The 25,693-nt window shown below is 69.9% G+C and carries 24 protein-coding genes; 11 read left to right on the top strand and 13 right to left on the bottom strand.

The window, feature by feature from the left end:
* Window positions 1–86 precede the first annotated feature (86 nt).
* The 3 genes from AOM46_RS07830 to AOM46_RS07820 form a co-directional block, all read right to left on the bottom strand.
* Complete coding sequence (locus tag AOM46_RS07830; protein WP_062207358.1) at window positions 87–1,169, bottom strand: C40 family peptidase; 1,083 nt, start codon at window positions 1,167–1,169, stop codon at window positions 87–89.
* A 258-nt stretch (window positions 1,170–1,427) separates the two neighbouring features.
* Window positions 1,428–2,123: a thioredoxin domain-containing protein gene (locus AOM46_RS07825; RefSeq protein ID WP_234313674.1), complete on the bottom strand. Its 696-nt coding sequence runs from the start codon at window positions 2,121–2,123 to the stop codon at window positions 1,428–1,430.
* 346 nt (window positions 2,124–2,469) lie between these two features.
* Window positions 2,470–4,719: a glycoside hydrolase family 9 protein gene (locus AOM46_RS07820; protein ID WP_107080038.1), complete on the bottom strand. Its 2,250-nt coding sequence runs from the start codon at window positions 4,717–4,719 to the stop codon at window positions 2,470–2,472.
* Between the two features lie 266 nt (window positions 4,720–4,985).
* On the opposite strand from AOM46_RS07820, the gene AOM46_RS07815 reads away from it, so the two are divergent.
* Complete coding sequence (locus tag AOM46_RS07815) at window positions 4,986–5,333, top strand: hypothetical protein (RefSeq protein ID WP_062207356.1); 348 nt, start codon at window positions 4,986–4,988, stop codon at window positions 5,331–5,333.
* 154 nt (window positions 5,334–5,487) lie between these two features.
* Here the strand turns inward: AOM46_RS07815 and AOM46_RS07810 are convergent, their stop codons facing one another.
* Window positions 5,488–5,961 carry a hypothetical protein gene (locus tag AOM46_RS07810; protein WP_062207354.1) on the bottom strand — a complete coding sequence of 158 codons (474 nt, stop codon included), beginning with the start codon at window positions 5,959–5,961 and terminating at the stop codon, window positions 5,488–5,490.
* A gap of 196 nt (window positions 5,962–6,157) precedes the next feature.
* Window positions 6,158–6,439 (bottom strand): hypothetical protein, encoded by a 282-nt coding sequence (locus AOM46_RS07805; RefSeq protein WP_062207352.1) that lies wholly within the window; start codon window positions 6,437–6,439, stop codon window positions 6,158–6,160.
* Between the two features lie 138 nt (window positions 6,440–6,577).
* Here AOM46_RS07805 and AOM46_RS31690 point away from each other — a divergent pair, with 138 nt between their 5' ends.
* From AOM46_RS31690 to AOM46_RS31680, 3 genes are read left to right on the top strand one after another with little or no spacing between them, the layout of a single operon-like run.
* Complete coding sequence (locus AOM46_RS31690; RefSeq protein WP_234313673.1) at window positions 6,578–7,075, top strand: Scr1 family TA system antitoxin-like transcriptional regulator; 498 nt, start codon at window positions 6,578–6,580, stop codon at window positions 7,073–7,075.
* 44 nt (window positions 7,076–7,119) lie between these two features.
* On the top strand, window positions 7,120–7,413 hold the full coding sequence (locus tag AOM46_RS31685) for a Scr1 family TA system antitoxin-like transcriptional regulator (RefSeq protein ID WP_062207348.1): 294 nt from the start codon (window positions 7,120–7,122) through the stop codon (window positions 7,411–7,413).
* A complete protein-coding gene (locus AOM46_RS31680) occupies window positions 7,410–7,628 on the top strand; it encodes a DUF397 domain-containing protein (protein WP_078856596.1) in 219 nt (72 codons plus the stop codon). The genes AOM46_RS31685 and AOM46_RS31680 overlap by 4 nt, the downstream gene beginning before the upstream one ends.
* A 208-nt stretch (window positions 7,629–7,836) precedes the next feature.
* Here AOM46_RS31680 and AOM46_RS07790 read toward each other — a convergent pair whose 3' ends face one another.
* The gene (locus tag AOM46_RS07790) at window positions 7,837–8,184 is read right to left on the bottom strand and encodes a VOC family protein (RefSeq protein WP_062207346.1); all 348 of its coding nucleotides are present in this window, start codon (window positions 8,182–8,184) and stop codon (window positions 7,837–7,839) included.
* Between the two features lie 156 nt (window positions 8,185–8,340).
* On the opposite strand from AOM46_RS07790, the gene AOM46_RS07785 reads away from it, so the two are divergent.
* On the top strand, window positions 8,341–9,540 hold the full coding sequence (locus tag AOM46_RS07785) for an RNA-guided endonuclease TnpB family protein (protein ID WP_062207345.1): 1,200 nt from the start codon (window positions 8,341–8,343) through the stop codon (window positions 9,538–9,540).
* A 162-nt stretch (window positions 9,541–9,702) separates the two neighbouring features.
* Here the strand turns inward: AOM46_RS07785 and AOM46_RS07780 are convergent, their stop codons facing one another.
* The 3 genes from AOM46_RS07780 to AOM46_RS07770 all read right to left on the bottom strand — a co-directional run bounded on the left by AOM46_RS07780 (window position 9,703) and on the right by AOM46_RS07770 (window position 11,570).
* The gene (locus AOM46_RS07780; RefSeq protein ID WP_062207343.1) at window positions 9,703–10,473 is read right to left on the bottom strand and encodes a tyrosine-protein phosphatase; all 771 of its coding nucleotides are present in this window, start codon (window positions 10,471–10,473) and stop codon (window positions 9,703–9,705) included.
* Between the two features lie 99 nt (window positions 10,474–10,572).
* On the bottom strand, window positions 10,573–11,112 hold the full coding sequence (locus AOM46_RS07775) for an SRPBCC domain-containing protein (RefSeq protein WP_062207341.1): 540 nt from the start codon (window positions 11,110–11,112) through the stop codon (window positions 10,573–10,575).
* A 152-nt stretch (window positions 11,113–11,264) separates the two neighbouring features.
* Window positions 11,265–11,570, bottom strand: a complete 306-nt coding sequence (locus tag AOM46_RS07770; RefSeq protein WP_062207339.1) for a helix-turn-helix transcriptional regulator — start codon at window positions 11,568–11,570, stop codon at window positions 11,265–11,267.
* Between the two features lie 231 nt (window positions 11,571–11,801).
* Between AOM46_RS07770 and AOM46_RS07765 the strand changes: the two genes are divergently transcribed.
* The 3 genes from AOM46_RS07765 (at window position 11,802) to AOM46_RS07755 (ending at window position 15,223) form a co-directional block, all read left to right on the top strand.
* The gene (locus tag AOM46_RS07765; RefSeq protein WP_062207337.1) at window positions 11,802–13,103 is read left to right on the top strand and encodes a hypothetical protein; all 1,302 of its coding nucleotides are present in this window, start codon (window positions 11,802–11,804) and stop codon (window positions 13,101–13,103) included.
* Window positions 13,104–13,227: 124 nt separating this feature from the next.
* Window positions 13,228–13,737, top strand: a complete 510-nt coding sequence (locus AOM46_RS07760) for a SigE family RNA polymerase sigma factor (RefSeq protein WP_062207335.1) — start codon at window positions 13,228–13,230, stop codon at window positions 13,735–13,737.
* A gap of 22 nt (window positions 13,738–13,759) precedes the next feature.
* Complete coding sequence (locus AOM46_RS07755) at window positions 13,760–15,223, top strand: hypothetical protein (protein WP_062207333.1); 1,464 nt, start codon at window positions 13,760–13,762, stop codon at window positions 15,221–15,223.
* Window positions 15,224–15,247: 24 nt separating this feature from the next.
* On the opposite strand, the gene AOM46_RS07750 is transcribed toward AOM46_RS07755, so the two are convergent.
* The 3 genes from AOM46_RS07750 to AOM46_RS07740 all read right to left on the bottom strand — a co-directional run bounded on the left by AOM46_RS07750 (window position 15,248) and on the right by AOM46_RS07740 (window position 19,534).
* Entirely contained in the window at window positions 15,248–16,993 is a 1,746-nt protein-coding gene (locus AOM46_RS07750; RefSeq protein WP_062208672.1) for an ABC-F family ATP-binding cassette domain-containing protein, read from the bottom strand.
* A 362-nt stretch (window positions 16,994–17,355) separates the two neighbouring features.
* A complete protein-coding gene (locus AOM46_RS07745) occupies window positions 17,356–18,588 on the bottom strand; it encodes a C40 family peptidase (RefSeq protein WP_062207331.1) in 1,233 nt (410 codons plus the stop codon).
* A 232-nt stretch (window positions 18,589–18,820) separates the two neighbouring features.
* On the bottom strand, window positions 18,821–19,534 hold the full coding sequence (locus tag AOM46_RS07740; RefSeq protein WP_078856595.1) for a DUF1707 domain-containing protein: 714 nt from the start codon (window positions 19,532–19,534) through the stop codon (window positions 18,821–18,823).
* Window positions 19,535–19,832: 298 nt separating this feature from the next.
* Here AOM46_RS07740 and pcrA point away from each other — a divergent pair, with 298 nt between their 5' ends.
* Window positions 19,833–22,298, top strand: a complete 2,466-nt coding sequence (gene pcrA, locus AOM46_RS07735) for a DNA helicase PcrA (RefSeq protein WP_062207329.1) — start codon at window positions 19,833–19,835, stop codon at window positions 22,296–22,298.
* Between the two features lie 187 nt (window positions 22,299–22,485).
* On the top strand, window positions 22,486–23,205 hold the full coding sequence (locus AOM46_RS34545) for a hypothetical protein (RefSeq protein ID WP_062207327.1): 720 nt from the start codon (window positions 22,486–22,488) through the stop codon (window positions 23,203–23,205).
* 72 nt (window positions 23,206–23,277) lie between these two features.
* On the opposite strand, the gene AOM46_RS07725 is transcribed toward AOM46_RS34545, so the two are convergent.
* Window positions 23,278–24,903, bottom strand: a complete 1,626-nt coding sequence (locus AOM46_RS07725) for a M23 family metallopeptidase (RefSeq protein ID WP_062207325.1) — start codon at window positions 24,901–24,903, stop codon at window positions 23,278–23,280.
* Window positions 24,904–25,208: 305 nt separating this feature from the next.
* On the opposite strand from AOM46_RS07725, the gene AOM46_RS07720 reads away from it, so the two are divergent.
* Window positions 25,209–25,628 carry a cobalamin B12-binding domain-containing protein gene (locus AOM46_RS07720; RefSeq protein WP_062207323.1) on the top strand — a complete coding sequence of 140 codons (420 nt, stop codon included), beginning with the start codon at window positions 25,209–25,211 and terminating at the stop codon, window positions 25,626–25,628.
* Window positions 25,629–25,693 lie beyond the last annotated feature (65 nt).

The following is a 25,693-nucleotide window of genomic DNA, read 5'->3' as shown; positions in this document are numbered from 1 at the left end:
CGTCCCGGTCGGCACTCTCGCGGCCGCGCGCCCCCCTCGCGGGAACGACGCGCGGTGCCTAGGGATTCTGCCTTACCGGCGGGGGATCAGGCGGGCCGGGTCGCCCCGTTGAACGGCATCGAGTCAACATCCGCCAGCCGCACCGGCGTTCCCGATCGGGCGGCGTGCACGATCTGCCCACCGCCGATGTACATCGCCACATGGCTGTTGTCCGCGTAGTAGAACACCAGGTCCCCGGGGGCGAGTTGGGAACGGGAGACGCGGGCCCCCGCCGTCGCCTGGCTGTAGCTGGTGCGCGGCAGGGAGACCCCGGCCGAGGCCCACGCCGACTGGGTGAGCCCCGAGCAGTCGAACGAGTTCGGCCCCGTCGAACCCCACCCGTACGGCTTGCCCAACTGGGCCATGGCGAAGGCCACCGCCGCCGCGCCCCTGGCGCTGGTCGCCTCGTCCGATGCCGCCGGACGCGCCTCGTCCCGCGCCGCGCGGTTCCGCTCGCCGTCCTCGGCGCCGTCGGCCAGCAGCCGCTCGCGCTCCTCCGCGGTGCGGGTGGCCAGCAACTCCTCGGCCTCGGCCAGCCGTTCCTCGACGGTCTCCCGCTGGCGATCAGCCTCCAGACGCGCCGCGGCCAGCTCCTCCGTGCGCTGATCCGCCTCGTCCCGCAGCTGCTCGATACCGCGCAGCTTGGCGCCGAGGTCCGACACCGCCCGCGCCTGCCGGTCGCCGGCGCGGTCCAGCACGGCGGCGCGGCGCAGATACTCGTCGGGGTCGCTCGCCAGGGCCAGGGCGAGGCCGGCCGGCAGCCCGCTCGCGCGGTAGCTCGCGCTGGCGTGCGCGCCCAGCGAATCGCGGGCCGCGTTCAACTCCTCGGTGCGGCGGGTCGCCCGGTCGGCGAGATCCGCCAGATCCTCCTCGGCCCGCTCGGCCGTCTCCGTGGCCGCGTTGAACGCCTCGGTCGCCTCGGCGGCCTCGCGGTGCAGCGCGTCGACCTGGTCCTCGACCTCGGCCAGCGTCGGCTCGGGATCGGCCACGGCCGGCGTCTCAAGCGCGCCGGCGGTGGCGGCGCCGGCCAGGGTGAGCGTTGCGGCGACCCGCATCGCGGGGCGGCCGCCGGACGACCAGGGTTTTCGGTAGGTGGGGCGCCGCCAACGGCGCTTTCGATGCTCGGCCATGAGGCAGGACGCTAGACCCGGCTGACCCCCGAACACCGCCGTCTGACCGGCATTGGCGGCAAACGCCCAAAGCTGATGCGAGTTGATCGAAACGGTCAGGCTTGCCTACCGTTCGCTACTGGATTCAGACGTAGCGTGATCGTCGCGTTTCGACGCGGTACGTTCGACGGGTTGCGTTCGACGGGGTGTGTTCGGCGGGTGTGTTCGGCGGCGCGGCTGCCCCGTGGCCGTCACGCGTCGGCCATCACGCGTCGGCCGTCACTCGTCCGCGGCCTCCAACAGCTGGTCGATGGTGTCCCGGAACTCCTCGACCGGCCGCGCGCCCCGCAGCGGATGCCCGTTCAACAGGAACGACGGCGGCGAGACCACCCCCAGATCCATCGCCTCCTCCGCGTCCCGGCCCACCGCCTCGCCCGCCTCCTCCGACTCCATCGCCACCATCAGCGCCTCCACATCCGGCACCCCGGCCTCCTCCGCCAGCTCGCGCAGCCCTTCCTCGCTGTACTTCCCGCTGTCCATATGGGTGTCCTGCGCGAACGCCACCTCGTAGAACTCCCAGAACCGCCCCTGCTGCCCCGCCGCCCAGGCCGCCCGCGCCGCCGCGTCCGACTCCGGGCCATTGATCGGGAAGTTCCGGAACTCGATGCGCAACAGACCCTGCTCGACATACTCGTCGATCAACTCGACACGCGTTCCCCGAGCGTGCATCGCGCAGAACGCGCACTGGAAGTCCGAGTACTCGATCATCACCACCGGGGCGTCCGGATCCCCCAACGCCAACGGGTCATCCGCGTCCCTACGCGCCAGCGCCAACGCCGGATGCCCCTCGGGCAACGGCTCGATCGCCGCCGGATCACCCTCCCCCCGGGCATCGTCGGCATCGCTCCCGCCGTCCCCGCCGAGCAGCCCCGCCAGGGCACCCATGATCAGAAACAGCACCACGGCCACCGCCACCACGCCCACCAACAACCGCCGCGAACGACCGGCCGCCGAGCCCCCTCCCGAGCCCCCTCCCGAGAACGAGCCCCTTCGCGATGATCCGCCACCCCCGCCGGACCCACGCGCCGGCCCGGAACGCGGCTTCCGGCCGCCCCGCGACGAGCGACCGGCGGACTTGGGCTTACGGGAACGCGACACGGGCATGGCCCCCAGCCTAGGCTGCCCCACCGACAACGCCGACAACGCCGACAACACGGCCCCGCCCCCGGTCGGGGAACTCCGAGGAGAACCCCGACCGGGGGCGGGCGAGCCGACCGTCTCGCGGCGACCGGCCGATCCTTCGACAGTTTCGACAGTGCGGTTACCGCGTGCCGCCCGCGCCCAGGTCGTCCGTGTAGGAGGCGATCCAGGCCAGCGGAGCGTTCCAGTTGATGGTGATCTCGTTCGTCGCGTACGACTCGATGTCGTCGATGTAGCACATCGCCGGCGCGCAACCTTCGAGCTTGTCCTCAGCCACCGGGTCCTGCAGCGCGCTGTTGGGACCACCGGCCACCGAGCCGGCGGCCGGGTTCGGCAGGCTCGGGTCCAGCTGGTTCGCCCAGAACCTGTGGTGCTGGTTGTGCACGTCACGCTCGCCGTAGCCGGTCACATACGACAGGTTCAGCGGGTTGTTGCCCAGCAGGTAGTTCAGGCCGCTGAGCACCGCGTCCCGATAGACGTCGTCACCGGTGAGGTCGTGCGCCGTGGCCAACACCACCATGTTGTTCAACACCTGGGAGTTGGAACCCCAGACATAGTTGTCGATCGTCAACGGGACCCCGTACGCCTCGGCGTCCACGATCGCCACCAGCGCGTCGGCGGCCTCGGCCACCGAGGCACGGATCGCCGACAGCTCTTCCGCCGGCAGCTCGTTCGGCACCGTGGCCAGCGAGAGACCACCGAGCGCCGCCGTGTCCGCCCAGGAGAACCCGCCGCTCGGGAACACCGCCTCGGTGTCACCGTGCAGCTCCGAGCCCAACACCGCGTCCAGGTAGCTGTCCTCGCCGGTGGTGACGAACAACTCGGCCGCGGCCCAGTAGAACTCGTCGGTCACCTTCGCGTCGCTGTAGGCACCGCCGCCGATCCCGTCGTTCGGGTCGGCCAGCAGGTCCGGGTGGGCCAGCGCCGCCGCGTAGGAGGACTCGGCCGCCGCCAGCAGCTCGTCGGCGAAGTCCGCGTCGTACTCGGCGAACAGCCGGGCACCCTGCGCCGCCGCCGCCACCACGTTCAACGTCGCTGCGGTGGACGGCGGATGCAGCTCACGCGGCTGGTCGTCCAGATGCGGCCAGGTCGGCAGCGCGGTCCACGCGGCGTCGTGCAGCTTGTGGTGCGCCAGACCGGCCAGCTCCTCGCCCTCCGGCACCCGCATCGACAGCAGGAACTCCAGCTGCCAACGCGCCTCGTCCAGGATGTCCGGCACCCCGTTGCCCTGCTCGGGAACGGCCAGCTCGCCATCGCCCAGCGGCGCGCCGTCAGCGCCCTCGGTGGTCAACGTGCGCTCGTAGGACGACAGCAGCTGCGCCACCGAAATGCCGCCGTTGACCACGTACTTGCCGTGGTCACCCGCGTCATACCAGCCGCCGGCCGCGTCCAGGGTGTAGTCGCACTCGTTCTTCCAGCAGGTCACGCCGTCGTCGCCCTGGTTGGGGCCCTCGTTGACATGACCGGCGGGACGCGCGTACTCCTCGCCCACCAGATCCGCGTCGATCTCGATGCCGCTGCGGTTGTGGTAGTAGTACGCCAGCGCGTCGGTCCGCAGCGAGGAGTAGAGGTCGTCGCCGATGGCGAACGGCTCGCTGGTCTCCTCGTCGATGGTGACCGTGTAGCCGTCGCCCGCCGCCGTGACCTCGCTGAAGTCGAAGCTGTGCACGTTCTGGTCCGAGGACGGATCCACCCCGAGCGGGGTGGTCGTCCCGGTGGCCACCTCGTCACCCGCGGCGTTGTGCACCGTCCACGGGAGCGCGGACGTGGACTCGGTGACGAACGTGCCCTGCTTGGGCGCGTCCGGCAGATAGCCGACCTGGTTGACCCGCACCGGGGAACCGGTGTCCGGCACGTAGACGGGGGGCTCGGCGCCACCGGTCAACGAGATGTCGTCCAGGCAGAGGGTGAACGGCTCGGCCTTGCCGCCCACCTGGAACACCAGCTGCGCGGCGTCGTTGTCAGCGCCGACGTTGAACACATGCGAGATGGGCTCGGGCTCGTCCGTGATCGTGTCGACCACGGACAGCTCGGTGGCGTACGGCTCCTCGGCCTGCTGCACGGCGGTGCGGCTGGTGATCGGCACGGTCGAGGTGGCGGTGTAGGTCAGCTCATAGGACTCGCCCGCGGTCAGCGGCAGGTCGTTCTGGCCGATGATGGCGTCCCAGGGGTTGACGGTGCCCCCGGGGATGTCGGCGCAGAGCTGGCCGTCCACCACCACGCCCTCGGTGTTGCCGGTCCACCACCAGGGGGCGGTGGTGCCGTCGGCGAAGTCGCCGTTGACGATCAACTCGGGGCCGTCGGCGGCACCGGCACTGGGCAGGGTGATGGCCCCGGCTATCAGCCCGGCGCCCAGGGCGACACCGAGCAGGCGCTTACCTCTGCGCGCGCGCAGCTGCCCGCGCGACTGCCCGCGGAGCTGCCCTCGGGGGGGATGGGAAGGACGTTGGGTCACGGCTCGATCCTTCGACGGAGTGGTGGGGGGTGGTGCAAGGTGGTGGTGCAAGGTGGTGCACAATGCACGTGCTGGGGTGTGGGAGCGCTCCCAAAGTATGGTCGAACGCGTGACTGGGACCCGTCAACCCCTCGGAAGGCCCCGGGAACCCGCAAAAACGGTCATCAGTAAACTCCGTTGCCATGGATGTACTGATCAACGTCTTTCTCGCGCTGCACATCATTGGCATCGCAGCGCTGCTGGGGGGCTTCCTGGGGCAGACGAAGGCCATGGGTGCGGGTGAGGCCACGGTGACGCCCGGGATGCTGCACGGCGCCGGCACCATGCTGATCACCGGGCTCGCGTTGGTCGGCCTGAACCAGGCCGACGACCAGGAGGTCAACAACACCAAGATCGCGGTCAAGTTGGCGATTCTGGTGGCCATCCTGGTGCTGGTCTATGTGAAGCGGGGCGAGAAGGTTCCGCCGCCGATCTTCGGCGCCATCGGACTTCTGACGGCGGCCAACATCTTTATCGCGACGCTGTGGTGAGGTTTACCGCGACGTGAGGTCTACCGCGACGCCGGGGTGACCTGGGCGCCGGGGGCTGGTTGAGGAGCGGGGTGCCCGGGGCATCCGACGATCGCGCGTCTCAGAACGGGCAGGTTTCACAGGTTCCCTCGCGGCGGTCGGGATCCATTCGCGCTCAGACCTCCCGAGGGAGGTCGAACTCCTGGCCGGGGGATGTCTGGCCGGGCCGCATGGCGTGCACGAACGGCGCGAAAGCCTTCGCGCCGCTCCAGAACTCCACCCCGAACCCGGCCGTGCTGCCGGACTGCTCACGGTCGGAATACCCGTAGACGCGGGAGACCTCGGCCGAACCGGCATTGGAGATCAGCGCGGCCAGATAACGCTCGACGGCCGCCACCGGGGCGCGGCCAGCGGGCAGTTCGGGCACGTCCACCGGGTGCGGCGCCTCCTTCTCCACCGGCTGCTCCGGCTCCTCCTGCCGGTCCCCGTCACGGGGCTGAGTGGTGATGGCGTGCCAGATCTCCGCGCCGCCGGGAAGGCGCACCTTGACTCCGAAGGGCCGCGTGGTGCCCTCCGTCCAGGGCTCGGCCTGAAGCCCGGCGGCCTGGTATGCGGCAATGGCGAACTGCTGGAATCGGGCGGGGCGCATCGGGTCGATGGTCTCTCTCTGTGACGAGCTGGGTGCAGACAGTCTATGAACGTCGACCCGGGCGGGGCGGGTGGGGCGGGTTGATAAAGGGGAGCCGCCCCGTGCCGCCGCGCCGTGCGGCTCGCGGGAGTGTCGGCGGCAATGGGGCGGCGGCAATGGGGCGGCGGCAACGGGGCGGCGTCGGTGAAGGCTCGGATCAACCGGCGGAGTAGCTTTCCTGGGCCTTCTTCTCCCGCACGGGAGCCTGGTTCAGAATTTCGATAAGCCGTTCAAGCTGTTCTCCCCGGCACGATCCCAATTCGATCCGGATCGTGCTGATGGACGGGCTGTACATATCCAGGTAGCGCGAGTCCACGCCGATATCGGTCAGCGTGATGTCATGCCGACGAACGGCCTTCTCCATCTCGGCGACCAGCCTCAGCGGGTCTTCCTGCTCGTAGTTCAGGTCGATCTCACGCTTCTGCAAATAGATCATCATCGGCCGTGTCCTCCTTGGGGGTTGACGCGATCACAGGCCGTCGCTGCCTGGTCACCAGCGTGACATTGATGGCAGGATGAATGCACGCTGAGCGTGTAACCAAACACGTGCGGTTAATTCCAGGGCAACAAGGAGGTGTTGACGCTGCTGACCAGCGACAACAGTGCCGGGGCGGTTGGTCAACAACAGCGCGTCGCGGCAAGAATCAGGACGCTGCGGCAGGGGCGGGCAATGTCATTGAGACAGTTGTCCGAAGCGGTCACCGGGTATTCGCCGTCCTATCTCAGCCGAGTGGAAACCGGCAGGAAGGCGCCAAGTCCCGCGCTTGTCACGGCACTTGACGACTTCTTCGGCGAGGGTGGTGCTCTGGAGGAACTACAGGCCATGTCCTCGGAGGTGACCGTGGCGCGGTCCTCCCGGAGCGTGGTGAAGCAGGAGCGCCAAGCCCGACGTATCCGGGGGTTGACGTCGTGCCTGATCCCGGGACTGCTACAAACGAAGGGCTACGCCCGCGAGTTGATTGACTTCGCGTTGCCGGGCACCGCCCCTGCAGATCTGGAGCAGTGGGTTGAGTCGCGGGTGGCGCGGCAACGTATCTTCGACAGCGACGCCCCCCCCCGTTCTATCGGGCCCTGATCGACGAGTCCGCGCTGTGCCGGGGGGCGCGGGATCCGGGTGTCATGCGGGGGCAGTTGGAGCATCTGCTGGCCGCCGGGGAGCGTCCGCGCGTAGCTGTCCAGATCATCCCCTTCAGCGCGGGCATTCATCCGGTGATGGGGGGCAGCCTCACCATGCTGGATCTGGCCGATGGATCTACGGTCACCTTCGTGGAGTGGTTCGATGATGGCCGGACCGTAGACTCACCCAACGACCGGGCCCGTCAAGGCCAGCGCTTTGACAATGCGTTGACGCTGGCCCTGGACGAGGTCCAGTCGAGAGAGCTGATCGCTGATTACCTAAAGAGGCAGACATGAGCAGGATCTTCCCCGCCACGGACCTGAGCGGGTGGCGCAAGAGCAGCTACTCGGGCGGTGTGGACAATGGCTGCGTTGAGGTGGTTGATCACCTTGTTGGTGTGGTGCCGGTGCGTGATTCCAAGGTTCCGGGTGGGCCGGCGGTGTTGATGCGTGCTGACGCGTGGGCCGCGTTGGTCAACCATGTGAAGGGGTCGGGACCAACTGCCAGCTGACGACGGAGGCTGGCAGGCCCGCAGCGCCAGGGTGTTGCAGTTCGCCGTCGTCCTGGGCGGTGGGTGGACCGGTGGGCCTGGTGGTCGATGTGCTGGTCGGCTAGGGGCGGTGGGTACGAAACGGTTTCGTACCCGGCCCCGTTGGCTGAGGGGGCGTCCGCGACCGGTGCCGGCGGCTGGTGCCTTCGCCCGCCGCGGGATGCCGATATCAGCGGTGGCTCAGCACGTTGATCACGCGGCCGTCGGGGTCCCGGACGAAGAACCGTCGGACGCCCCACTCCTCGTCCTGCAGGGGATGCACGATTTCCGCGCCGCTGGCCAGGACGGCGGCGTGGACCGCGTCCACATCGTCCACCTCCACGCTGAGATCCGGCGCGACCGGGGCGGTTCTGTCGCTGGTCATGAAGCTGACCTGCACCGCCGGAGCGGACGGCGAGGCAAGCGTCAGGATCCAGCCGTGGTCCATGGCTTCCTCGAAACCCAGCGTGCGGTAGAATTCCCGGTTGGCCGGGGTCGCTTCCGAGTGGAGGATGGGCATGGCGCGGCGGACGGTCATCGGGACTCCTTCGTGGATATCCCCGGCTTCAGGCGGGGGAGGAAACGATGCTCCTGCGGAGCAGGGCGGGGGAAGCCGGTTCGGCGTCGGGGCGGACCGGTGTCTACCAGCAACGACCGGCAGTTCAGCACTAATTGATCCCTTATCATGTGAACTGTGAGGACCACGCATGTGAAGCGGGCGTTTAAGTACCGCTTCTATCCGACAGGTGCGCAGGCGGTGGAGCTGTTGCGCACCTTCGGATGTGTGCGGAAGGTCTACAACCTGGCTCTTGCCGTGCGTTCGGAGGCGTGGGGTCGGCAGGAGCGGGTGAACTACAGCCAGACCTCGGCGATGCTGACGGCCTGGAAGAAGACCGAGGAGTTCGCGTACCTCAACGAGGTGTCCTGCGTCCCGCTGCAACAGGCGTTGCGGCACCTCCAGGTGGCGTTCACCAACTTCTTCGACAAGCGGGCCAAGTACCCGCGTTTCAAGTCGCGGAAGAGGTCGCGGAGGTCGGCGGAGTACACCACCTCCGCGTTCCGCTTCCGGGACGGCCGGTTGACCCTGGCGAAGATGGACCAGCCGTTGGACATCGTGTGGTCCCGCCCGTTGCCCGAGGGCGCGTCGCCGTCCACGGTGACCGTCTCCCAGGACGCGGCGGGGCGCTGGTATGTGTCCCTGCTGGTCGAGGACCCGACTGTTCAGCGGCTCCCGGCCGCCGATACGGCCGTGGGTATCGACGTCGGGCTGGATCACTTGCTGACCCTCTCCACCGGTGAGAAGATCACCAACCCCAGGCACGAGCGTGAGGATCGTGCGCGGCTGGCCAAGGCTCAGCGGCGGCTGGCCCGTAAGGCCAAGGGGGATGGGGCCAACCGGGCCAAGGCCCGCCACAAGGTCGCCAAGGTGTACGCGCGGATCGCCGACCGCAGGCGTGACCACCTGCACAAGCTGACCACTCGACTCGTGCGTGAACACCAAACGCTCGTGATCGAGGACCTCGCCGTGCGGAACATGGTGAAGAACCGCTCCCTGGCCCGCGCCGTCTCGGACGCGGCGTGGTCGGAGTTCCGGAGCATGTTGGAGTACAAGGCGGCCTGGTATGGGCGGGAAGTGATCGCGGTCGACCGCTGGTTCCCCTCCTCCAAGCTGTGCTCGACCTGCGGCGCCGTGCGGAGTGGGATGCCGCTGCACGTCCGGGTCTGGACGTGCGACGGTTGTGGGGCGTCCCATGACCGGGACGTGAACGCGGCACGCAACCTTCTGGCCGTCGGGCTGACGGTGTCTGTCTGTGGAGCTGGTGTAAGACCTCAACGGAGTACTTCGGGCGGGCAGTCGGCGACGAAGCAGAAACCCCCACGGCGCGAGCCGTAGGAATCCCCTCGTTCACGAGGGGGAGGAAGTCAACGGCAACTCCAGACAGGTGATGGCGTCGTGCCCCGGGCGTGGAGGCGGAGGTGGGTGCGCGGTGCGAGCCCCGGTGCCGGCCCGTGCCGGCCAGCGCACCGGGTGGCCGACGTCCGGGGCGCGCGGTTCTCAGCCCGTACCTTCGACGGTCTCCCGGTGCGCCGGCCGGGCGGGTTGTTCGAGCAGCTGCCGGCGCAGCTGGGCGGTGAGTGCCGCATCGATGCCCACCTGTTGGGACGTGTACTGGTGTACGGAACCGTATCGTTCTCTTAGACCCGCCAGGAACAGCGTCATCACCTCGGCGGGTGCCGTTCCATAGCCCGGCCAGGTCGGGCGCTGTCCCGGATGGTCGGCGAGCCAGTCCGCGAGGAGACGTGGGGTGGCCAGTTGGGTCAGGGTGAAGTCCTCGACGATGGTCTGCTCCGGCACCGCCAGAAGGTCCAGCACCAGCGCGGCCAGCAGGCCCGTCCGGTCCTTCCCGGACGCGCAGTGGAACACCACCGGGCCTTCACTGGTGGCGATCAACTCGATGGCCGTTCGCAGTTCGGCCACGCCGTCCTCGGCCACCTCGCCGAACCGCTCCGCGAGAAACGGTCCCGTTTCGATCTCGGGACCGAGGCTCGCCTGGTCGTAGGGGCGGTGCTCGATGCTGAGGTTGTGGTAGTCGAACGAGGGGTGGTCGGGCACCCGGCCCTTGGCGGCGATCTCCCACGGGTATCGGAGGTCGATCACCGTTCGGACACCGAGCGCCAGAAAACGGTCCAGATCGGCGTCGCGGAGTTTGCCGAGGGAGTCCGACCGGAAGAGTCGCCCGCTACGGGTCCTTTCGCCGTCAATCGTCGAATAACCGCCCAGATCGCGGAAGTTATGTAGCCGTTCGAATGATATGTGCCTGTCCATGGCCATGAATCCTCGCAGAGAGGGCTCACGTAACGGGCCGGCGGGCGGGTGGGACGGCGGGACGGCGGGTTGAACGGGGCCCGGTCGGACGCGGCCGGTTCAGCGCCCGACCCCACCCCGCCCGGCCCCGGCCGGCGCGGTGTCGTCGTCCCGCGTGTCATCGCCCCGCGTGTCGCCGTTCCCGGGCCCGCCGGCGCAGAAGTCGGCCAGCGCATCGAGGATCAGCTGCCAGCCGATCGCGAACTCGTTCGCCGGTTCGGGCGTCAACTCCCGGTGGGTGAGCAGCAGTCGGGTGCCCTCGGCGGTCGGCTCCAGCCGCCAGACCACGACGGAGGTCGGCAGGCCCTCCCAGCACCAGCTGTGTGTCAACTCGCCGGCACCCCCGTCGGCGGTCGGCGGGTGCAGGGTGAGAACGGTGCCCGTCGCCGCCCCCTCGTCGCCGAAGTCGAAGCGCACGTCCCCGCCGATTCGGGCATCTATCGCACAGCCCGGCAGCCAGACGGCCAGTTTCGCGGGTGTGGTCAGCGCCTCCCAGACCCTGCCGGGGTGGTGTCGGAGCAGACGGTCGAAGTGGATACGGAAGGCACCGTCCGCGCCGATGCCCAATGTTCCCGCGCCCGCCGGCGGTTGCTCACCCATGTGACTACCCCATTCCTCTGGTTCTCTTATCGGTCTGGTCCCCAGGTCCCCAGGTCCCCAGGTCCCCAGGTCCCCAGGTCCTCAGGCCCTCAGGCCCCCGGGCCTCTGGCCGCGCGGCCGCTGGATCCCCGGGCCGCTTGCCTGCCGCCTGGTCAGATCGCTTCCTCGTTGAGCGCGGACTCCAGGGCGTCGAGGGCCTGTGCCCAGCGGTTCGCCTGGGCCGAGAGCCAGTCGCCCGCCTCGGCCAGCGGGGCCGGGTCGAGCCGGTAGATCCGCTGGGTTCCGACGCGGCGCACCATGAGTACGCCCCCTTCGACCAGGACTCCGAGGTGCTGGGAAACGGCCGGACGGCTGCTGTCGAACCGGGCCGCGATCGCGCCGGCGTTCAACTCGCCGGCGGCGAGCAGCTCCACGATCCGACGCCTGGTCGGGTCGGCGAGGACATCAAGCGCTGACATGGCCACGAGTGTAAGCATTTACTTACGCATTGGCCAGTGCCTGCCGGGAGTTCGGGGAATCCTCGGGGATCCGAGCCCGTCTCCCCGAGGCCGGAAAAAACTTCCGCGACTTCTGCGACACAACGGAGGGGTCGGCGCATCAGTAAGGGTGACGGGCGAGATTCGCGGGGGAGCGGGCTCGCCGGAGGGCCGCCAGGCCCGCGCTATGAGAGCCGACGAGAGAGAGCAGAGATGAGCGAGCGGACGGACCGGAAGGTACGGGGGGCGTTGTCGAAACGCCGGTTGCCGTTGGCGGCGGCCGTGGCCGCCGCGGCCGCTGTTTCCATGGTCGCGGCGTCATCCAGCCACGCGGAGGAGACGCCGCTATCGGCCGCTGAGGCAGCCGCCGCTGAGGCAGCCGCCTCGGAGGCTGGTGGGGCCGAGGTCCCCGGCACGGGCGAGGAGTTGGTCGCCGCGCTGACGGAGCTGCTGCCCCAGGAGTTGGAGATCACCGACTCCTTCGGCTCGGGGCTCGACGAGGGCCCGGACTCCAACGCCTGGTTGTCGGTCGAGGACGGCTCGGGCGGCAGCACGCTCGATCTGAGCGTCTACCGCTGGTCCTCGGCGGACTGGCACGAGATCGCCGGCTGCCAGGGGTTCGGCGAAGTCGATGAGGGATTCACCTGTGAGGACACGGTCCTGCCGGACGGGTCGATCCTGTCCTATGTGACCTGGGAGTTCGCCGATGATGGCGCCTCGGAGGAGGGCGCGGAGCCCTATCACGACAAGTCGTGGGAGGTCTGGTTGGAAGGCCCGGGAGGGGAGGGCCTTGATGAGCCGGGCGGTCGCACGGTATTGCTCACCGAGAGCAAGGATCTGTCGGGTGTCGCCGATCCGGATGCCCATGTTCCGTTGCTGAGCCAACAGCAGCTCACCGATGTGGTGTTGGCGCCGGTCTGGCAGCAGATACTGGAGGCCGCCGATGAGCAGTACGGACCTCCGGAGGATTGGGAGGGGGGAGCGCCCAGCGACATCCCGGCGGCGGAGCTGCGGAGCATATTCCGCTCCCTGGCCCCGGAAGGGCTGGAGATCACGGACGGATCGGATGAGGAGCCGGGCATAGCCACTCTCACCGTCGACGACGGCGAGGGCCCAGCCCTGGTGGAGATCACCGCCTTTGACGCCGGTTATGGCGAGGACTTCGGCGGAGCCGAAGAGGAGACGGTGGCCATCGACGAGCCGTCTGCGGTGCCGCCCCTCGACGAGTGGGCCATCGAGGAGCCGGTGGACGAGCCGGTGGACGAGCCCCGGTGCGAGGACAGCGTGCTGGACGACGGCACCGAGCTGAGCGTCTGCGACTGGCCGGCCGGTGCGGAGGATCCGACGGCGATCAGCTGGGCCGTCATCACCTACCCGAGCGGCGCCTCGATCGACATCACCGCCTACAACACGGCCGACTGGGATGCCGATCCCACGCGCGGTGACGCCGTTCTGAGCGCGGACGAGTTGGCCGAGATCGTGGTCGCCGACGAGTGGCGGGCTCTCTTCGGCTGATTCCGCCCGATGATGCAGTGGCTCGGGCCGCGCCCCCGGTGGGGCGCAGCCCGAGCAGGACAACACCAGGCCGGGGAGCGTCGACCGACGCGAAGCGGCGACAGAGTAAGAGCCAGGGGGCGTGATGAGGCGGCGGGACGAAGAGTCTTATCGCCAGTTCGCCGAGGGCCGGGGCCCGGCGCTCTATCGTTCGGCATGCTTGATGACCAGCGGCGACACCCATCTCGCCGAGGATCTTGTGCAGGAGACCCTCGGACGCATGTACACGATGTGGAATCGCAGACGCTGTATCGACAACCCGGACGCATATGCCAAGAAGGTGCTGGTCCGCGTCTATCTGACCCATCGAAGACGGCGTAGCAGTGACGAGCAGCCCGCCCCCTGGCTGCCGGAACAGCCGGTCGAGATAGGGGACTCGCCACTTCGGGTCACCCTGCTCCAGGCCCTCGCCACCCTTCCCCGCAAGGACCGCGCGGTGCTGGTCCTGCGGTACTGGGAGGACCTGAGCATCGAGCAGACGGCCGCCGCCATGAGCACCAGCTCCAGCGCCGTCCGCTCCCGCAGCAGCAGGGCACTGGTCAAGCTCAGAGCCCAGCTGGGGCAGACCAGCTTCGTCGAACTCACCGCCGCCTGAGGCCGGCGAAAGGGAACTCCAGATGACGAACGAGCCACACTCCACCAACCAGCCACACCCCGCGCAGCAGCCGCCCCCAACCGACCAGCCCTTCAGTGTCGACCAGCCCTACAGCACCGAACGGGTATACGATCTGGACGGGTTGACGCCGCTGGAGCGCGAGCTGGCGCAGCAGTTGCGGCAGGCCGGCGCGGGGTATCAGCGGGTGCCAGGGCAGCTCGCCGAGGCGGGCCTGCGGCGCGGGCGGGCACGGCTCTGGCGGCGCAGGGCGGCAACGGTCACCGGCGCCCTGGCGGTTGTCGGCGTCGCCGTGGCCGTCACCCAACTGCCCGGCGGTGGGGCCGGCGGCGCGCGATTCGACGGCACGCCGCCGGCCGCCGCGGCCGTGCCGGAGACCCGCTCCGAACTGGTCGAGGCACTTGAGGAGTTGCTGCCCGACGAGCTGAGCGTCAGCGGAGGCGACGCCGTCGATGTGGAGTCATCGGGAGATCCCTCGGTCACGGTCTGGATCAGCGACGGGCAGGCGAGCTACGAGCTGGAGGTGGCGATGCTCCGCTGGGAGACGGACAACTGGCGCTCCCACACGGGGTGTCAGGACTTCGGCGGCGAGGATGCCGACGACTGCGACGAGACCGAACTACCCGACGGCTCGGTTCAGACACTTCTGGAGACCGACTGGACCACGTCCGAGGCGACCGCCGACCCCGACGATGCCGATGCCGGCCCCGATGCCGCCGATACCGACGAGTCGGAGGCGCACTGGGACGATGCCGGCCAGCAGCGCCGTTGGGAGGTGTGGCTGGAGTCGCCCACCGGCTGGGGTCCGGGGCAGGACGGAATGCGTCAGCTCCTTGTCGGCCTGACCCTCGATGAGCCCCACTCCAGGCAACCGGATCTGGTGCCGGTGCTCAGCCAGGAGCAGCTGGTGGAGATCGCCCACGCCCCGGTGTGGCAGCGGGTGTTCGACCGCGCCGACACAGTCCATGGCGCGCCAGGCGATTCGCTCGACGGCCCGTTCGGCGACGACCTGGGCGACGGGGCCGACCATGAGGCCACCTCCGATGTTCCGCCGGAGGACATCCTGGCGCTCTTCGCGGCGCTGGCGCCCGAAGGGCTGGAGATCTCCGAGGACGAGGAGCAGCACGGCGGCAGTGCCAGCCTCACCCTCAGCGACGGGGAGGTCTCCGCCGAGGTCGATATCGCTACCTACGCCCCGGGGAGCTTCGACGACGGCGGCGTGGACGATCCGGACTGTCTCAACGAGACGCTGGCCGACTCCACCACGATCTCCCTCTGTGTCCTCACCGACGAACCCGGCGACGAGTTCTCCGACGGGGCTTTCAGCCTCTATGCGGACGTCTACTACCCCAACGGCGCGTCGATCGACATCCTGCACCTGACCACCGAAGGCGCCGAAGGGCCACTGAACGAGGAGCAGCTTCTGGAGATAGCCAGCGCGCCCGAGTGGCAGGAGCTGCTGCGCTGACCAGGCCCGGCGCGCCGGCAGCGGCTATGCGCCCCGGCCGTCCCGCTGTTCGATGCGGCCGTCGCGCAGGGAGAGGTGACGGCCGGTGAAGCGGCTGCGGAGAAGGCGGTCATGGCTGACCACCACAAGGGTGCCGTCATAGTCGGCAAGCGCGGTCTCCAGGTCCTCGACCAGGGCCGGCGAGAGATGGTTGGTGGGCTCGTCCAACAGCAGCACGTCCACCGGGTCGCTGACCAGACGGGCCAGCTCGATTCGGCGCCGCTGCCCATAGGAGAGTTCGCCGACCTTCAGGCTCAGCTCGTCCAGGCCGAACAGGCCGAGAGAGAGCAGGGTCTGGATGTGTTCGTCCAGGTCGCCCGGGTTCTCCCGCCCGTGGGCGAAGGCCCGCAGCACGCTGTAGCGGGCGGGCCAGGGCGTCTCCCGCTGGCGCAGATGGCCGACGCGCCCGGCGACTTGGATGCTCCCCTCGTCCGGCGCCAGCTCGCCGGCGATCACCCGCAGCAGCGTGCTCTTTCCCGCGCCGTTGGGCCCGGTGATCAGCACCCGGTCGGCGCGGTCGAGGCGCAACGAGGGGATGAGAAGCCGATCGTCGATCCGGACATCGGTCAACTCGACATCCGGGCCAGCTCCCTCGGCGAGGCGATCGTCCGCACCGTCCTCCAGTTCCGGGGGCAGTTCCGAGGCCCGTTCCGAGGCCGGTTCCGGGGGCAGCTGCCCCTCCCCGAGGTCGGTTCTGATGCGGGCGGTGAAGGTCAGCGGGTCAGGCGGTGGGGCCACCGGATTGGCGGTGAGCCGTTCCACACGCTCCTTGGCGTTGCGGATACGGCTCATCGCGCCATGGTCCCGGTTGCGGGACCGGAAGGCGCCGGAGCCGAAGTTGGCCATCGGGTTCTTGCGCGGGATGGCGTCCAGCCGGGTCGCATTGGCGTCCGCGACGCGCTCGTTGCGTTCGAGTTCGGCCCGCCATGTCTCGTACTCCAGGAGCCGCCGGCGCCGTTCGGCCGCCTTGGCGGTCAGATAGCCGTCATAGCCGTCGCCATAACGGGAGACCCGGCCGGCGTCGATCTCCAGCACGGTGGTGGTGAGTTGATCCAGGAAGACCCGGTCATGGGTGACCGCGATCACCGTGCCGGCATGGGCCCGGAGCTGGGCCTCCAGCCAGGCCACGGCCTGGTCGTCCAGATCGTTGGTCGGCTCGTCCAACAGCAGGAGTTCCGGACGCGACGCCAGCGTGGCGGCCAGCGCCAACCGGGATCGTTCCCCGCCGGAGAGCGTGCCCAACCGACGGTCCCGCGCCAGCTCCGGCAGCCCGAGCGCGTGCAGGGCGATATCCACCCTGGCCTCCGCCTGATACCCGTCGCGCGCCTCATACCGCTCGACGAGGATGGCGTACTGCGCCATGGCCTCGTCCAGCGCGCGCCCCGAGCGCCGCCCGAGATCCGCCTCGGCGCGGCGCATGCGCTCCTCCAACTGACGAAGGTCGGCCAGCGCCAGATCGATCGCCTCCGCGACGCTGGCCTTGGGCGGCAACGCCAGCGTCTGCGCCAGATAGCCGAGCCCGCCGGGCGCCGAAACGGTCAACTCGCCGTGGTCCGGACGCTCATAGCCGGCGATCAGACGCAGCAGGGTGGACTTCCCGGACCCGTTGTCCCCGATCACCCCCACCTTCTCGCCCGGTTTGACCGCGAAGCCGACCTGCTGGAGGACGACCTTCTCGTCATAGGACTTGGAGATGTTGTGCAGCGTGAGCTGGGAGTGGCTGCTGGGCACGGACACGGAGGGTTCTCCCTGGGGTGAGTGCTGGCGGGGGCCGGGTGGAGTTCAGAGAGAACGCATTTCGGCAGGGTAGACGCGCCGCCCAGGGCCTGGCAACGATCACCCGAGGGACGGGTAACGGCGCATCGGGGCAGCACGGGCCGGCCCCTGCTCAGGATCGGCCGATGCCCGCCGACGAGGTGCCGCCGCATGCCGGCGCCAGCGGCCGTTGCCCTACGGCCCTGAACGCTCAGCCGGCGACCGCGCGCGGTCGCCACCCGTCCGCGGCAGCACACCCGTCCGGCCCCCCACACCCGTCCGCCGCCGCACATGGCCCGGCGTGACCGACCGCCGCGCCCGGTGGGGAGAGGGTGGGATCAGCCGGGGCGTACCGCGCTGTGCCAGGGCATGTTGTCGATCGACTCGTACTTGATGACATCGCCCGGCTTGGGCGCGTGGATCATCTGGTTGTTGCCGACATAGAGCCCGACATGGCTGATGTCGTCATAGAAGAAGATCAGGTCACCCGGCTGGATCTGGTCGCGCGGGATGGTGGTGCCGATGTTCACCTGGTCCCAGGTGACCCGGGGGATCTCCACACCGGCGGCGCGCCAGGCGGCCTGCGTCAGGCCCGAGCAGTCGTAGGAGTTCGGCCCGGTGGCGCCCCACACATAGGGCTTGCCCAGCTCGTCCTCGGCGAAGGCGATGGCGGCGTCGGCCATCGAGGCGTACTCGCCGCCCGGGTCCGGCTGCGACGGCTGCTCCCCCTCCTGCTCCTCCTGCTCCCGCTGTTCGCGCTCCTCGGCCTCGGCCGCCTCCTGGGCGGCCCGCTCGCGTTCGGCCTGCTCCTGCCGTTCGCGCTCCCGCGCCAGCCGCGCCTCCTCGGCCTGGCGGGCGGCCTCTTCCTCCTCCAGCCGTTCCAACTCGTCCAGCTCGGCCTGCTCTTCCGCGCTGAGCTGGTCCAACAGGGCCCGGGCCTCGGCCAGTCGGTCCTGGACGGCGTCCTTCTGGTCCTGGAGGTCGGTCTCCCGCTGCTCCAGCTCGGCCAGCGCCTCCGTCGCCGCGTCCCGCTGTTCGTCGGCGGCCTGCTCGCGGGACTGGAAGGTGTCCAACGCGTGCTGTTGGAGCTCGGTCAGCCGGTTGAGGGTGCGGCCGGTGTCGAAGAAGCTCTTGGGGTCGTCGGCCAGCAGCAGCGCGGCGGCGTCCGGCAGGCCGCCGGTGCCGGCGCGGTACTGGGCGGCGGCCATCGAGCCGAGCGTCTGCCGCGCCTGGTTGACCTGCTCGGTGGCCTGTTCGACGCCCTCCAACGCGGCGTCGACCTCGGCCTGTTGGGCGTCGACGTCCTCCTGCGCCTCGTTGTAGCGCTGGGTGGCGACCCCGGCCTCGTGGTAGAGCTGGTCGACCCGCTCGCGCACCTCGCGGGCCCGTTCGGCGGCGGAGTCGGCGCGGTCCCGCTGTTCCTCGATCGCCGGGGGCTCGTCGTCGTCGGCGAACGCGGGGTTGCTGAGCAGGGTCGCCGAGGCGAGCGCGGCGGCGCCCACGGTCATGGCGCCTCGACGGGCGGACGGGGACTCCAGAAAGCCGCCGCGCGGCTTGCGGTGAGTGCCCAAGGCCGGTGTCTCCTATCCCTGTCCGCTCGTTGCCTCCGGCGAATATCGCCGCACGGTGATGGGGACGCCCACGAGCGGGGCGGCCCGTGCCGCCGGGTGCGACGTCAGGGGAGCGGGCCACCTGGCGGTGCACGCTAGTCAGTCGGTGGGGCCTTTGGGAAGGCTGATGAGCGATATGACCGAAACCGTTTTGTGATCTGCGCTACGCCGGCGCAGCGCGATATCCGTACCGTCACGCCGGGTTGTCGCGCAGCCGGCGGCGTTCCCAACGGTTGGGGTGGCGCACCGCCACGCCCCCTATGTCGCAGGTGCCGGTGATCCAGACGATGGGGGCGTTCGGGTCGCTGGGCACATCGCTGCCGGCCACCCGGTTGCGCAGGCCGCCCCAGGACGGATCGCAGCCCGAGGTGTCCACGCGCCAGCCCTCGGGGACGACGATGGTGATGCCGGCCATGTCGCCGTGCACCTCTATCTCCGTCTCGCCGGTCGGGATCTCCGCCCGGGTGAAGTCCAGCTTGACGCCGCCGAGTCCGCCCCTGGCGACGATCCGGCCCGGCACCAGCCAACGGCCGACGCGTTCGGCGCCGTGCATGCCGCCCTTGAGGGTCAGCACATCGGGTCCGGTCCGCGCCGGGCCCATGGCGGGCGGGCCCTGCTGGAACGGGTTGGGCAGGTCGGCGGTGAGCGGGGCCAGTTCGCCGTAGGTCTTCGCGGCGAACGCCGCCTCCAGACGTTCCTCCAACTCGTCCATGTCCAGCCGGCCGTCACCCGCCGCCTGGCGCAGCCGCTCGGCGACCGCCTCGCGGTCGGCGTGCGAGGCGCGCAGCCTGCTCCTCGGGTCGGTCGCCCCGCCGCCCGGCAGCAGGTGGCCGCCGGGCGCGAGGGCGGACGACGCGGGGACGTCGGCGGGCTGCTCCGGCTCGATCGGCTGGTTGGTGGATGTCATGGAAGGACGTCTCCCTCGTCGGTCGCGGACGGGCGGTGGTCTGCCGGGCGGCCGTCGTGAGGACGTTGCCCGACGGGATCAAGGTAGCCAGCGGGGAGCGGGATGTCGCTGGTCGGGGAAGGATCTCGGGGCGGAGTCCGGGGCGGAGTCCGGGGCGGAGTCGGGGGCGGAGTCGGGGGCGCCCTGGGGAGGACCCTTGAACGGACGTCGGGCCGCTCTCGGGGTTTCCCACGGCGAGCGGTCGGGTTTTCCGAGGCGGCCGGTCGTTGTCAGAGGGTGGGCCTAGACTCGGTCAGCGATGAGCGGCCTCTTCGATGACAGCGCACTGGCGGACCTCGACCCCCTTCCGGACGAGGAGCCGCCGCCCGAGCCTGAGGATCCGGCGGGTGGCGCCGACCCCGAGGGCGTGCCGGACGATCTCTTCGCCGGCACCTTCGTCGGCTCGCACGCCACGGCCGCCGACGACGCCTACTACCGGGACGGCGCGCGCAAGCCGGTCGTCGATCCGGCGCGGCTGCTCGACGGGCTCAACGAGCAGCAGCGCGCGGCCGTCACCCACGGTGGTGGCCCGCTGCTGATCGTGGCCGGCGCCGGTTCGGGGAAGACGCGGGTGCTCACCCACCGCATCGCCCATCTGCTCTCCGCGCGCGGCGCGCACCCCGGGCAGATCCTCGCGATCACCTTCACCAACAAGGCCGCCGGCGAGATGCGGGAGCGCGTCGAGGAGTTGGTCGGCCCGCGCGCCAACGCGATGTGGGTGATGACGTTCCACAGCGCCTGTGTGCGGATTCTGCGCCGGGAGAGCAAGCAGCTGGGGTTCACGTCCAGCTTCTCCATCTATGACGCGGCCGACTCCAAGCGGCTGATGGCCCTGGTCTGCCGCGATCTGGAGCTGGATCCCAAGCGCTTCCCGCCCAAGTCCTTCAGCGCCAAGGTGTCGCATCTCAAGAACGAGCTGATCGACCCGGAGGACTTCGCCGCCCGGGCGAGCGACCAGTTCGAGAAGACCCTCGCCGAGGTGTACACGATGTACCAGGCGCGGCTGCGCGAGGCCAACGCGCTGGACTTCGACGACATCATCATGACCACGGTCCATCTGCTCCAGGCGTTCCCCGATGTCGCCGAGCACTACCGCCGCCGCTTCCGGCACGTCCTGGTGGACGAGTACCAGGACACCAACATCGCCCAGTACACGCTGATCAGGCAGTTGGTGGGGGAGCCGGGCGGTGCGGTGGAGCCGGCCGAGCTGTGTGTGGTGGGCGACGCCGACCAGTCGATCTACGCCTTCAGGGGCGCCACCATCCGCAACATCCTCCAGTTCGAGCAGGACTTCCCGCAGGCCGGCACCCTGCTGCTGGAGCAGAACTACCGCTCGACGCAGACGATCCTGTCCGCCGCCAACGCGGTGATCTCCCGCAACGAGGACCGCCGCCCGAAGAATCTCTGGACCAACGAGGACGGTGGCGCCCGGATCGTCGGCTATGTCGCGGACACCGAGCACGACGAGGCCCAGTTCGTCGCCGACGAGATCGATCGGCTGTCGGACGCGGGGGATGCCAGGCCGGGCGAGGTGGCGATCTTCTACCGCACCAACGCGCAGTCCCGGATCTTCGAGGAGGTCTTCATCCGCGTCGGCCTGCCCTACAAGGTGGTCGGCGGCGTCCGCTTCTACGAGCGGCGCGAGGTCAGGGATGTGCTGGCCTATCTCCGGGTGTTGGCCAACCCCGAGGACACGGTCCCGCTGCGGCGCATCCTGAATGTGCCCAAGCGCGGCATCGGCGATCGGGCCGAGGCGATGATCGAGGCGTTGGCGCTGCGCGAGCGGATCTCCTTCGCGCAGGCGCTGCGCCGGGTGGACGAGGCCTACGGGATGGCCGCGCGTTCGGCCAACGCGGTCCGCCGGTTCAACACGCTGCTGGAGGAGCTGCGCACGGTGGTGGAGTCCGGCGCCGGGCCGGCCACCGTGCTGGAGGCGGTGCTGGAACGCACGGGCTATCTGGCGGAGTTGCAGTCCTCCACCGATCCGCAGGACGAGACCCGGGTGGAGAACCTCCAGGAGCTGGCGGCCGTCGCCCTGGAGTTCGAGCAGGAGCGGGCCCAGGCGGAGGACGCGTCCCCCGGCACGCTGGCCGACTTCCTGGAGCGGGTCGCGCTGGTCGCCGACTCCGACGAGATCCCGGACGAGGAGGAGGCCGGCGGCGTGATCACGCTGATGACGCTGCACACCGCCAAGGGCCTTGAGTTCCCCGTGGTGTTCCTGACCGGCCTGGAGGACGGCGTCTTCCCGCATATGCGTTCCCTCGGCAAGACCAAGGAGTTGGAGGAGGAGCGGCGGCTCGCGTATGTCGGGATCACGCGTGCCCGGCAGCGCCTCTATGTGACGCGTTCGGCGCTGCGCAGCGCCTGGGGCCAGCCGCAGCACAATCCGCCGTCCCGTTTTCTGGAGGAGATCCCCGAGGAGTATCTGGACTGGCGGCGCACCGGTCCGCTGGTGCGGCAGGAGCCGCCGTCCGCCGCGTCGGCCGCGCTGGGCGTGGGCCGTGGTGGCCGGCGTGGTGGGGCGGGTGGCTTCGCCACCGGGCGGATGGCCGACCGTCCGGTGGTGGCGTTGGCGCCGGGGGATCGGGTGACGCACGACAGTTTCGGCATGGGGACGGTCGTCGCCGTGCAGGGCGAGGGCGATCGGGCCGAGGCCACCGTCGACTTCGGCGGCGAGAAGCCCAAGCGGCTGCTGCTGCGCTATGCCCCGGTGGAGAAGCTCTGACGACGACGGCGGGTGCCTCTCGGGGGTGTTCGCGCTGGATGCCCGCAGTGTCGCCGTCATGTCACAGACCGGGGTAAGGGCTTGTGGTGAGGCGTTGCGGAGCGATTAGCTGCTTCCGGCACGTTTCGTACTCCAGTTCCTTCCTGCCCGGAGTGCGACTTCCGATCACTTTCCCCAGGGGGAACACATGAGTCAGCCCTGGCAGCAACAGCCCGAGGGTGGGTACGGGGGGCAGCAGCCGCAGCAGCCCGGTGGCTACCCGCAGCACGGTCAGCCGCCGCAGCAGCCCCCGCAGCCCTACGGCCAGCCGCCGCAACCGGGCTACGGCTACCCGCAGCAGCCGCAGGGCTTTCCCCAGCAGCCCGGCCAGCCAGGCCAGCCCGGCCAGGGGTTCCCGCCCCAGCAGCCCCACCAGCCGGGCCCCTACGGTGCGCCGGGCGGTGGCTTCCCGCCGCCGCGCCCCACCGGCCCGACCGGCAACCCGCTGGTGGCCATCCTGGTCGGCCTGGGCGCCATGTTGGTGGTCGGGTTCGTCTACGCCCTGGTCTACAACGGCCTCTACGACGAGGAGGCCGACAGCTTCCGGCAGGTTCCCTATCTGTCGCTGCTGGTCGGCGCGGGTGTCGCGGTCGGGCCGGCGTTCCTGGCCAAGCGCAACTACCTGGTCTGGGGCTTCGCCGCCGTCTTCGCCATCCTCGCCTCCTTCGGTGGCGAGTTCTATGGCACGGCCATGGCGATCAGCGACGCGTCCGGTGGGCTCATCAGCTCCACGGAGCTTCTCACCGACGAGGTCGATTTCCTCTGGGACGTCTGGGAGTACGACCGGGACTTCGTCAACTACCTGTTCCTGGCGCTCTCCGGCGGCGCGGCCGTCGGTGTCTGCGCCAGCATCAGCAGAAGGCCGTAACCGGCCCCGAACGCGGAAACGCGCCGGTCCCCTCGGGGGTTCGGCGCGTTCCGGCGTTTCGGGGGCGGTGCGTCAGGTGGGTTCGAGGCCCTGCAGGCGCAGCCACGCCAGCGGGTCGATCGGCGAGCCGCCCCAGGGCCGCACCTCGAAGTGCAGATGCGGTCCGGTGGACTTGCCCGAGTTGCCCGAGTAGCCGATGACGGTGCCGGCCTGGACCCAACCGGACTGGTAGGCGGTGCTGTCCAGATGCGCGTACCAGGTCTCCGTCCCGTCCGGGGCGGTCAGGATGATCATGTTGCCGTAGCTGTAGTTCCACTGGGTGCGCACCTCCCCGTCGGTGGCCGCCATCACCGGGGTGCCATAGCTGACGGGGAAGTCGATACCGGTGTGCGTCGACATCCAGTTGACGCCGGCCTGGCCGAAGTAGGAGCTGAGGCCGCGCCTTTCCACCGGGAGGAAGAACTTGGGCCGTAGCTCCTCCTGGCGCGCCGCCTCCTCGATCGCCGCCTGCTCCTCGGCCTCCAGCTGGGCCTCCAGATCCATCCGGCCCTGGGTGCGGCTGGCGCGTTCCGCGTAGTCACCGGCCGCGGCCGAAAGACCCTGCAGCTGGGTGTCGAACTCCTCGTTGGCGTTGATCTGTTCGACCTCGGCCGGGTCGGGCGCCGCCACCGGCGGGGGCTCGGATGAGTCCTGCGAGCTGGAGACGGTGGCCGCGGTGGCCGCCGCCGTGACGCCCAGCACCGCGAGGGAGGGCGCCGCCACGCTCAGCAGCGCGGACCGCCTGGGGCGGGGTGAGCGCCGCCGGCCGCGGCCGACGGGCTTGCCGCCGCCGCCCCGGGGCGGGCGCTCGGACTCGGGGATGTCGATCGACGACACCTCCCGGCCGTCCACATCGGCGGTCGGCTCGTCCAGCGGCTGTTCGGCGGCCGGTTGGGGGGCCGGGTCGGCCGTGGCCTGGTGCTCCACCGGGGCGGCGTCCGCCCAGGACGCAACCTCGGACTCGTCGTACCCGACGCCGGGTTGTTCGACGGCCGGCTGCTCGAAGGTGTCCGCCTCGCCGTGTCCGGCCCAGTCGTTCCGGTCGTCGAGCGGATGTTCCGCCGGGTGCTCCGCGATGTGTTCCGCCTGGTGGGTGTAGCCGCCGTCCCGCGGTTCACCGTGCGGCTCTGCCTGGTGGTGCTGATAGGACCCGTACTCCCCTTGCTGCTCGGGGTGCTGCTGGTACCCCGGATACGCCTCGTACTCCTGCCGCGCGTACCCCTGCGGGGCGGTCTGCGCGGAGTAGTCAGCGTAAGCGGCGGGGGAGGGGACGCTCTCGGACGGGTAGCCGTAGCCGGTCTCGCCGTAGGAGCCCGCGCCGTAAGGGGCGTTGCCGTAGGAGGCGTTGCCGTAGGTGGCGTCGCCGATTCCCTGGGAGCCGAGGCCCGCGTCGCCGTAACCCGCGTATCCCTGCCCGCTGTACGCCTGGCCGCCATAGCCCTGGCCGACGTGGGCCTGACCGTCGTGGCCCTGGGCCGGGTAGGTCTGGTCGGCGTAAATCCCGGACTGGTAGCCGCCGTTGGCGGGGTAGCCGTACATCTCGCCCATGCCGTGGGCCGTCGGATAGTGGCTGCCGTCCGCGCCCGTGGTCGGGGGGGAGGCGCCGAGGTCGGGGTAGTCCAACTGGTCGGAATATCCCGACAACAGACGATCGCTCACCGACCATGCCTTTCGGCTCGACAACAGGAGCTGGAGTGGGGACCCGGCGGCTGCTGGTCGGTGACTGTACCCGGCGGTACGCGGGCCCCACAATCTTCGGCCGGTTGTTCTTGGGTTTCCAGACATGAGGAAACGGGCAATAGCGCGCCTTTCGCCGTGACGGCCATGGAGACCCCACTCTTTGTTCGAGGCGAGTTCGAATACGCGAGGTGGGGAGCCGGGCTGCCCCCGGGGTGTTCCGTGCGCGATCCTTGTTGTTAACGTCCGTTCGCGCCAACGGTGGCGGGTTCCTTGGGAGGCAGCTCATGGGTGAGTCAGGACCGATCCGCGTCGTGGTGGCCAAGCCGGGTCTCGACGGGCACGATCGCGGCATCAAGCTCATCGCCCGCGCGCTGCGCGACGCGGGGATGGAGGTCGTCTACACCGGACTGCACCAGACGCCGGAACAGATCGTGGCCGTCGCCGTCCAGGAGGACGCGGACGCCATCGGCCTCTCCATTCTCTCCGGCGCGCACAACACCCTCTTCGCGCGGGTGATCGAGCTGCTTGCGGAGCAGGACGCGGCGGATATCACGGTCTTCGGCGGCGGGATCATTCCCGAGGACGACATCCCGCCGCTCAAGGAGCTGGGCGTCGCGGCGATCTTCACCCCGGGGGCCTCCACCGGCGAGGTGGTGGAGTGGGTCCGCGCCCACGCGCGGACCCGCGATTCCCGTACCGCATGACGGACCGCACGACGGGCCCGTGACGGACCACGGGGGCCGGTGGAGTCGTCGACCCGGCGCATCGC

It is taken from the genome of Streptomyces sp. NBRC 109706 (assembly GCF_000974485.1).
GTDB lineage: Bacteria > Actinomycetota > Actinomycetes > Streptomycetales > Streptomycetaceae > Streptomyces.
This window is presented reverse-complemented; position numbering and strand designations above follow the sequence as displayed.

What these genes read in the sequence shown, in the direction of transcription:
- AOM46_RS07770 (WP_062207339.1), bottom strand. Translation starts at nt 11,570, where the DNA reads ATGTCAGCGCTTGATGTCCTCGCCGACCCGACCAGGCGTCGGATCGTG.
- AOM46_RS07810 (WP_062207354.1), bottom strand. Translation starts at nt 5,961, where the DNA reads ATGCGCCCCGCCCGATTCCAGCAGTTCGCCATTGCCGCATACCAGGCC.
- pcrA (WP_062207329.1), top strand. Translation starts at nt 19,833, where the DNA reads ATGAGCGGCCTCTTCGATGACAGCGCACTGGCGGACCTCGACCCCCTT.
- AOM46_RS31680 (WP_078856596.1), top strand. Translation starts at nt 7,410, where the DNA reads ATGAGCAGGATCTTCCCCGCCACGGACCTGAGCGGGTGGCGCAAGAGC.
- AOM46_RS07760 (WP_062207335.1), top strand. Translation starts at nt 13,228, where the DNA reads ATGAGGCGGCGGGACGAAGAGTCTTATCGCCAGTTCGCCGAGGGCCGG.
- AOM46_RS07720 (WP_062207323.1), top strand. Translation starts at nt 25,209, where the DNA reads ATGGGTGAGTCAGGACCGATCCGCGTCGTGGTGGCCAAGCCGGGTCTC.
- AOM46_RS34545 (WP_062207327.1), top strand. Translation starts at nt 22,486, where the DNA reads ATGAGTCAGCCCTGGCAGCAACAGCCCGAGGGTGGGTACGGGGGGCAG.
- AOM46_RS07775 (WP_062207341.1), bottom strand. Translation starts at nt 11,112, where the DNA reads ATGGGTGAGCAACCGCCGGCGGGCGCGGGAACATTGGGCATCGGCGCG.
- AOM46_RS07780 (WP_062207343.1), bottom strand. Translation starts at nt 10,473, where the DNA reads ATGGACAGGCACATATCATTCGAACGGCTACATAACTTCCGCGATCTG.
- AOM46_RS07765 (WP_062207337.1), top strand. Translation starts at nt 11,802, where the DNA reads ATGAGCGAGCGGACGGACCGGAAGGTACGGGGGGCGTTGTCGAAACGC.
- AOM46_RS07830 (WP_062207358.1), bottom strand. Translation starts at nt 1,169, where the DNA reads ATGGCCGAGCATCGAAAGCGCCGTTGGCGGCGCCCCACCTACCGAAAA.
- AOM46_RS07805 (WP_062207352.1), bottom strand. Translation starts at nt 6,439, where the DNA reads ATGATGATCTATTTGCAGAAGCGTGAGATCGACCTGAACTACGAGCAG.
- AOM46_RS07790 (WP_062207346.1), bottom strand. Translation starts at nt 8,184, where the DNA reads ATGACCGTCCGCCGCGCCATGCCCATCCTCCACTCGGAAGCGACCCCG.
- AOM46_RS07740 (WP_078856595.1), bottom strand. Translation starts at nt 19,534, where the DNA reads ATGACATCCACCAACCAGCCGATCGAGCCGGAGCAGCCCGCCGACGTC.
- AOM46_RS31685 (WP_062207348.1), top strand. Translation starts at nt 7,120, where the DNA reads ATGCGGGGGCAGTTGGAGCATCTGCTGGCCGCCGGGGAGCGTCCGCGC.
- AOM46_RS07755 (WP_062207333.1), top strand. Translation starts at nt 13,760, where the DNA reads ATGACGAACGAGCCACACTCCACCAACCAGCCACACCCCGCGCAGCAG.
- AOM46_RS07815 (WP_062207356.1), top strand. Translation starts at nt 4,986, where the DNA reads ATGGATGTACTGATCAACGTCTTTCTCGCGCTGCACATCATTGGCATC.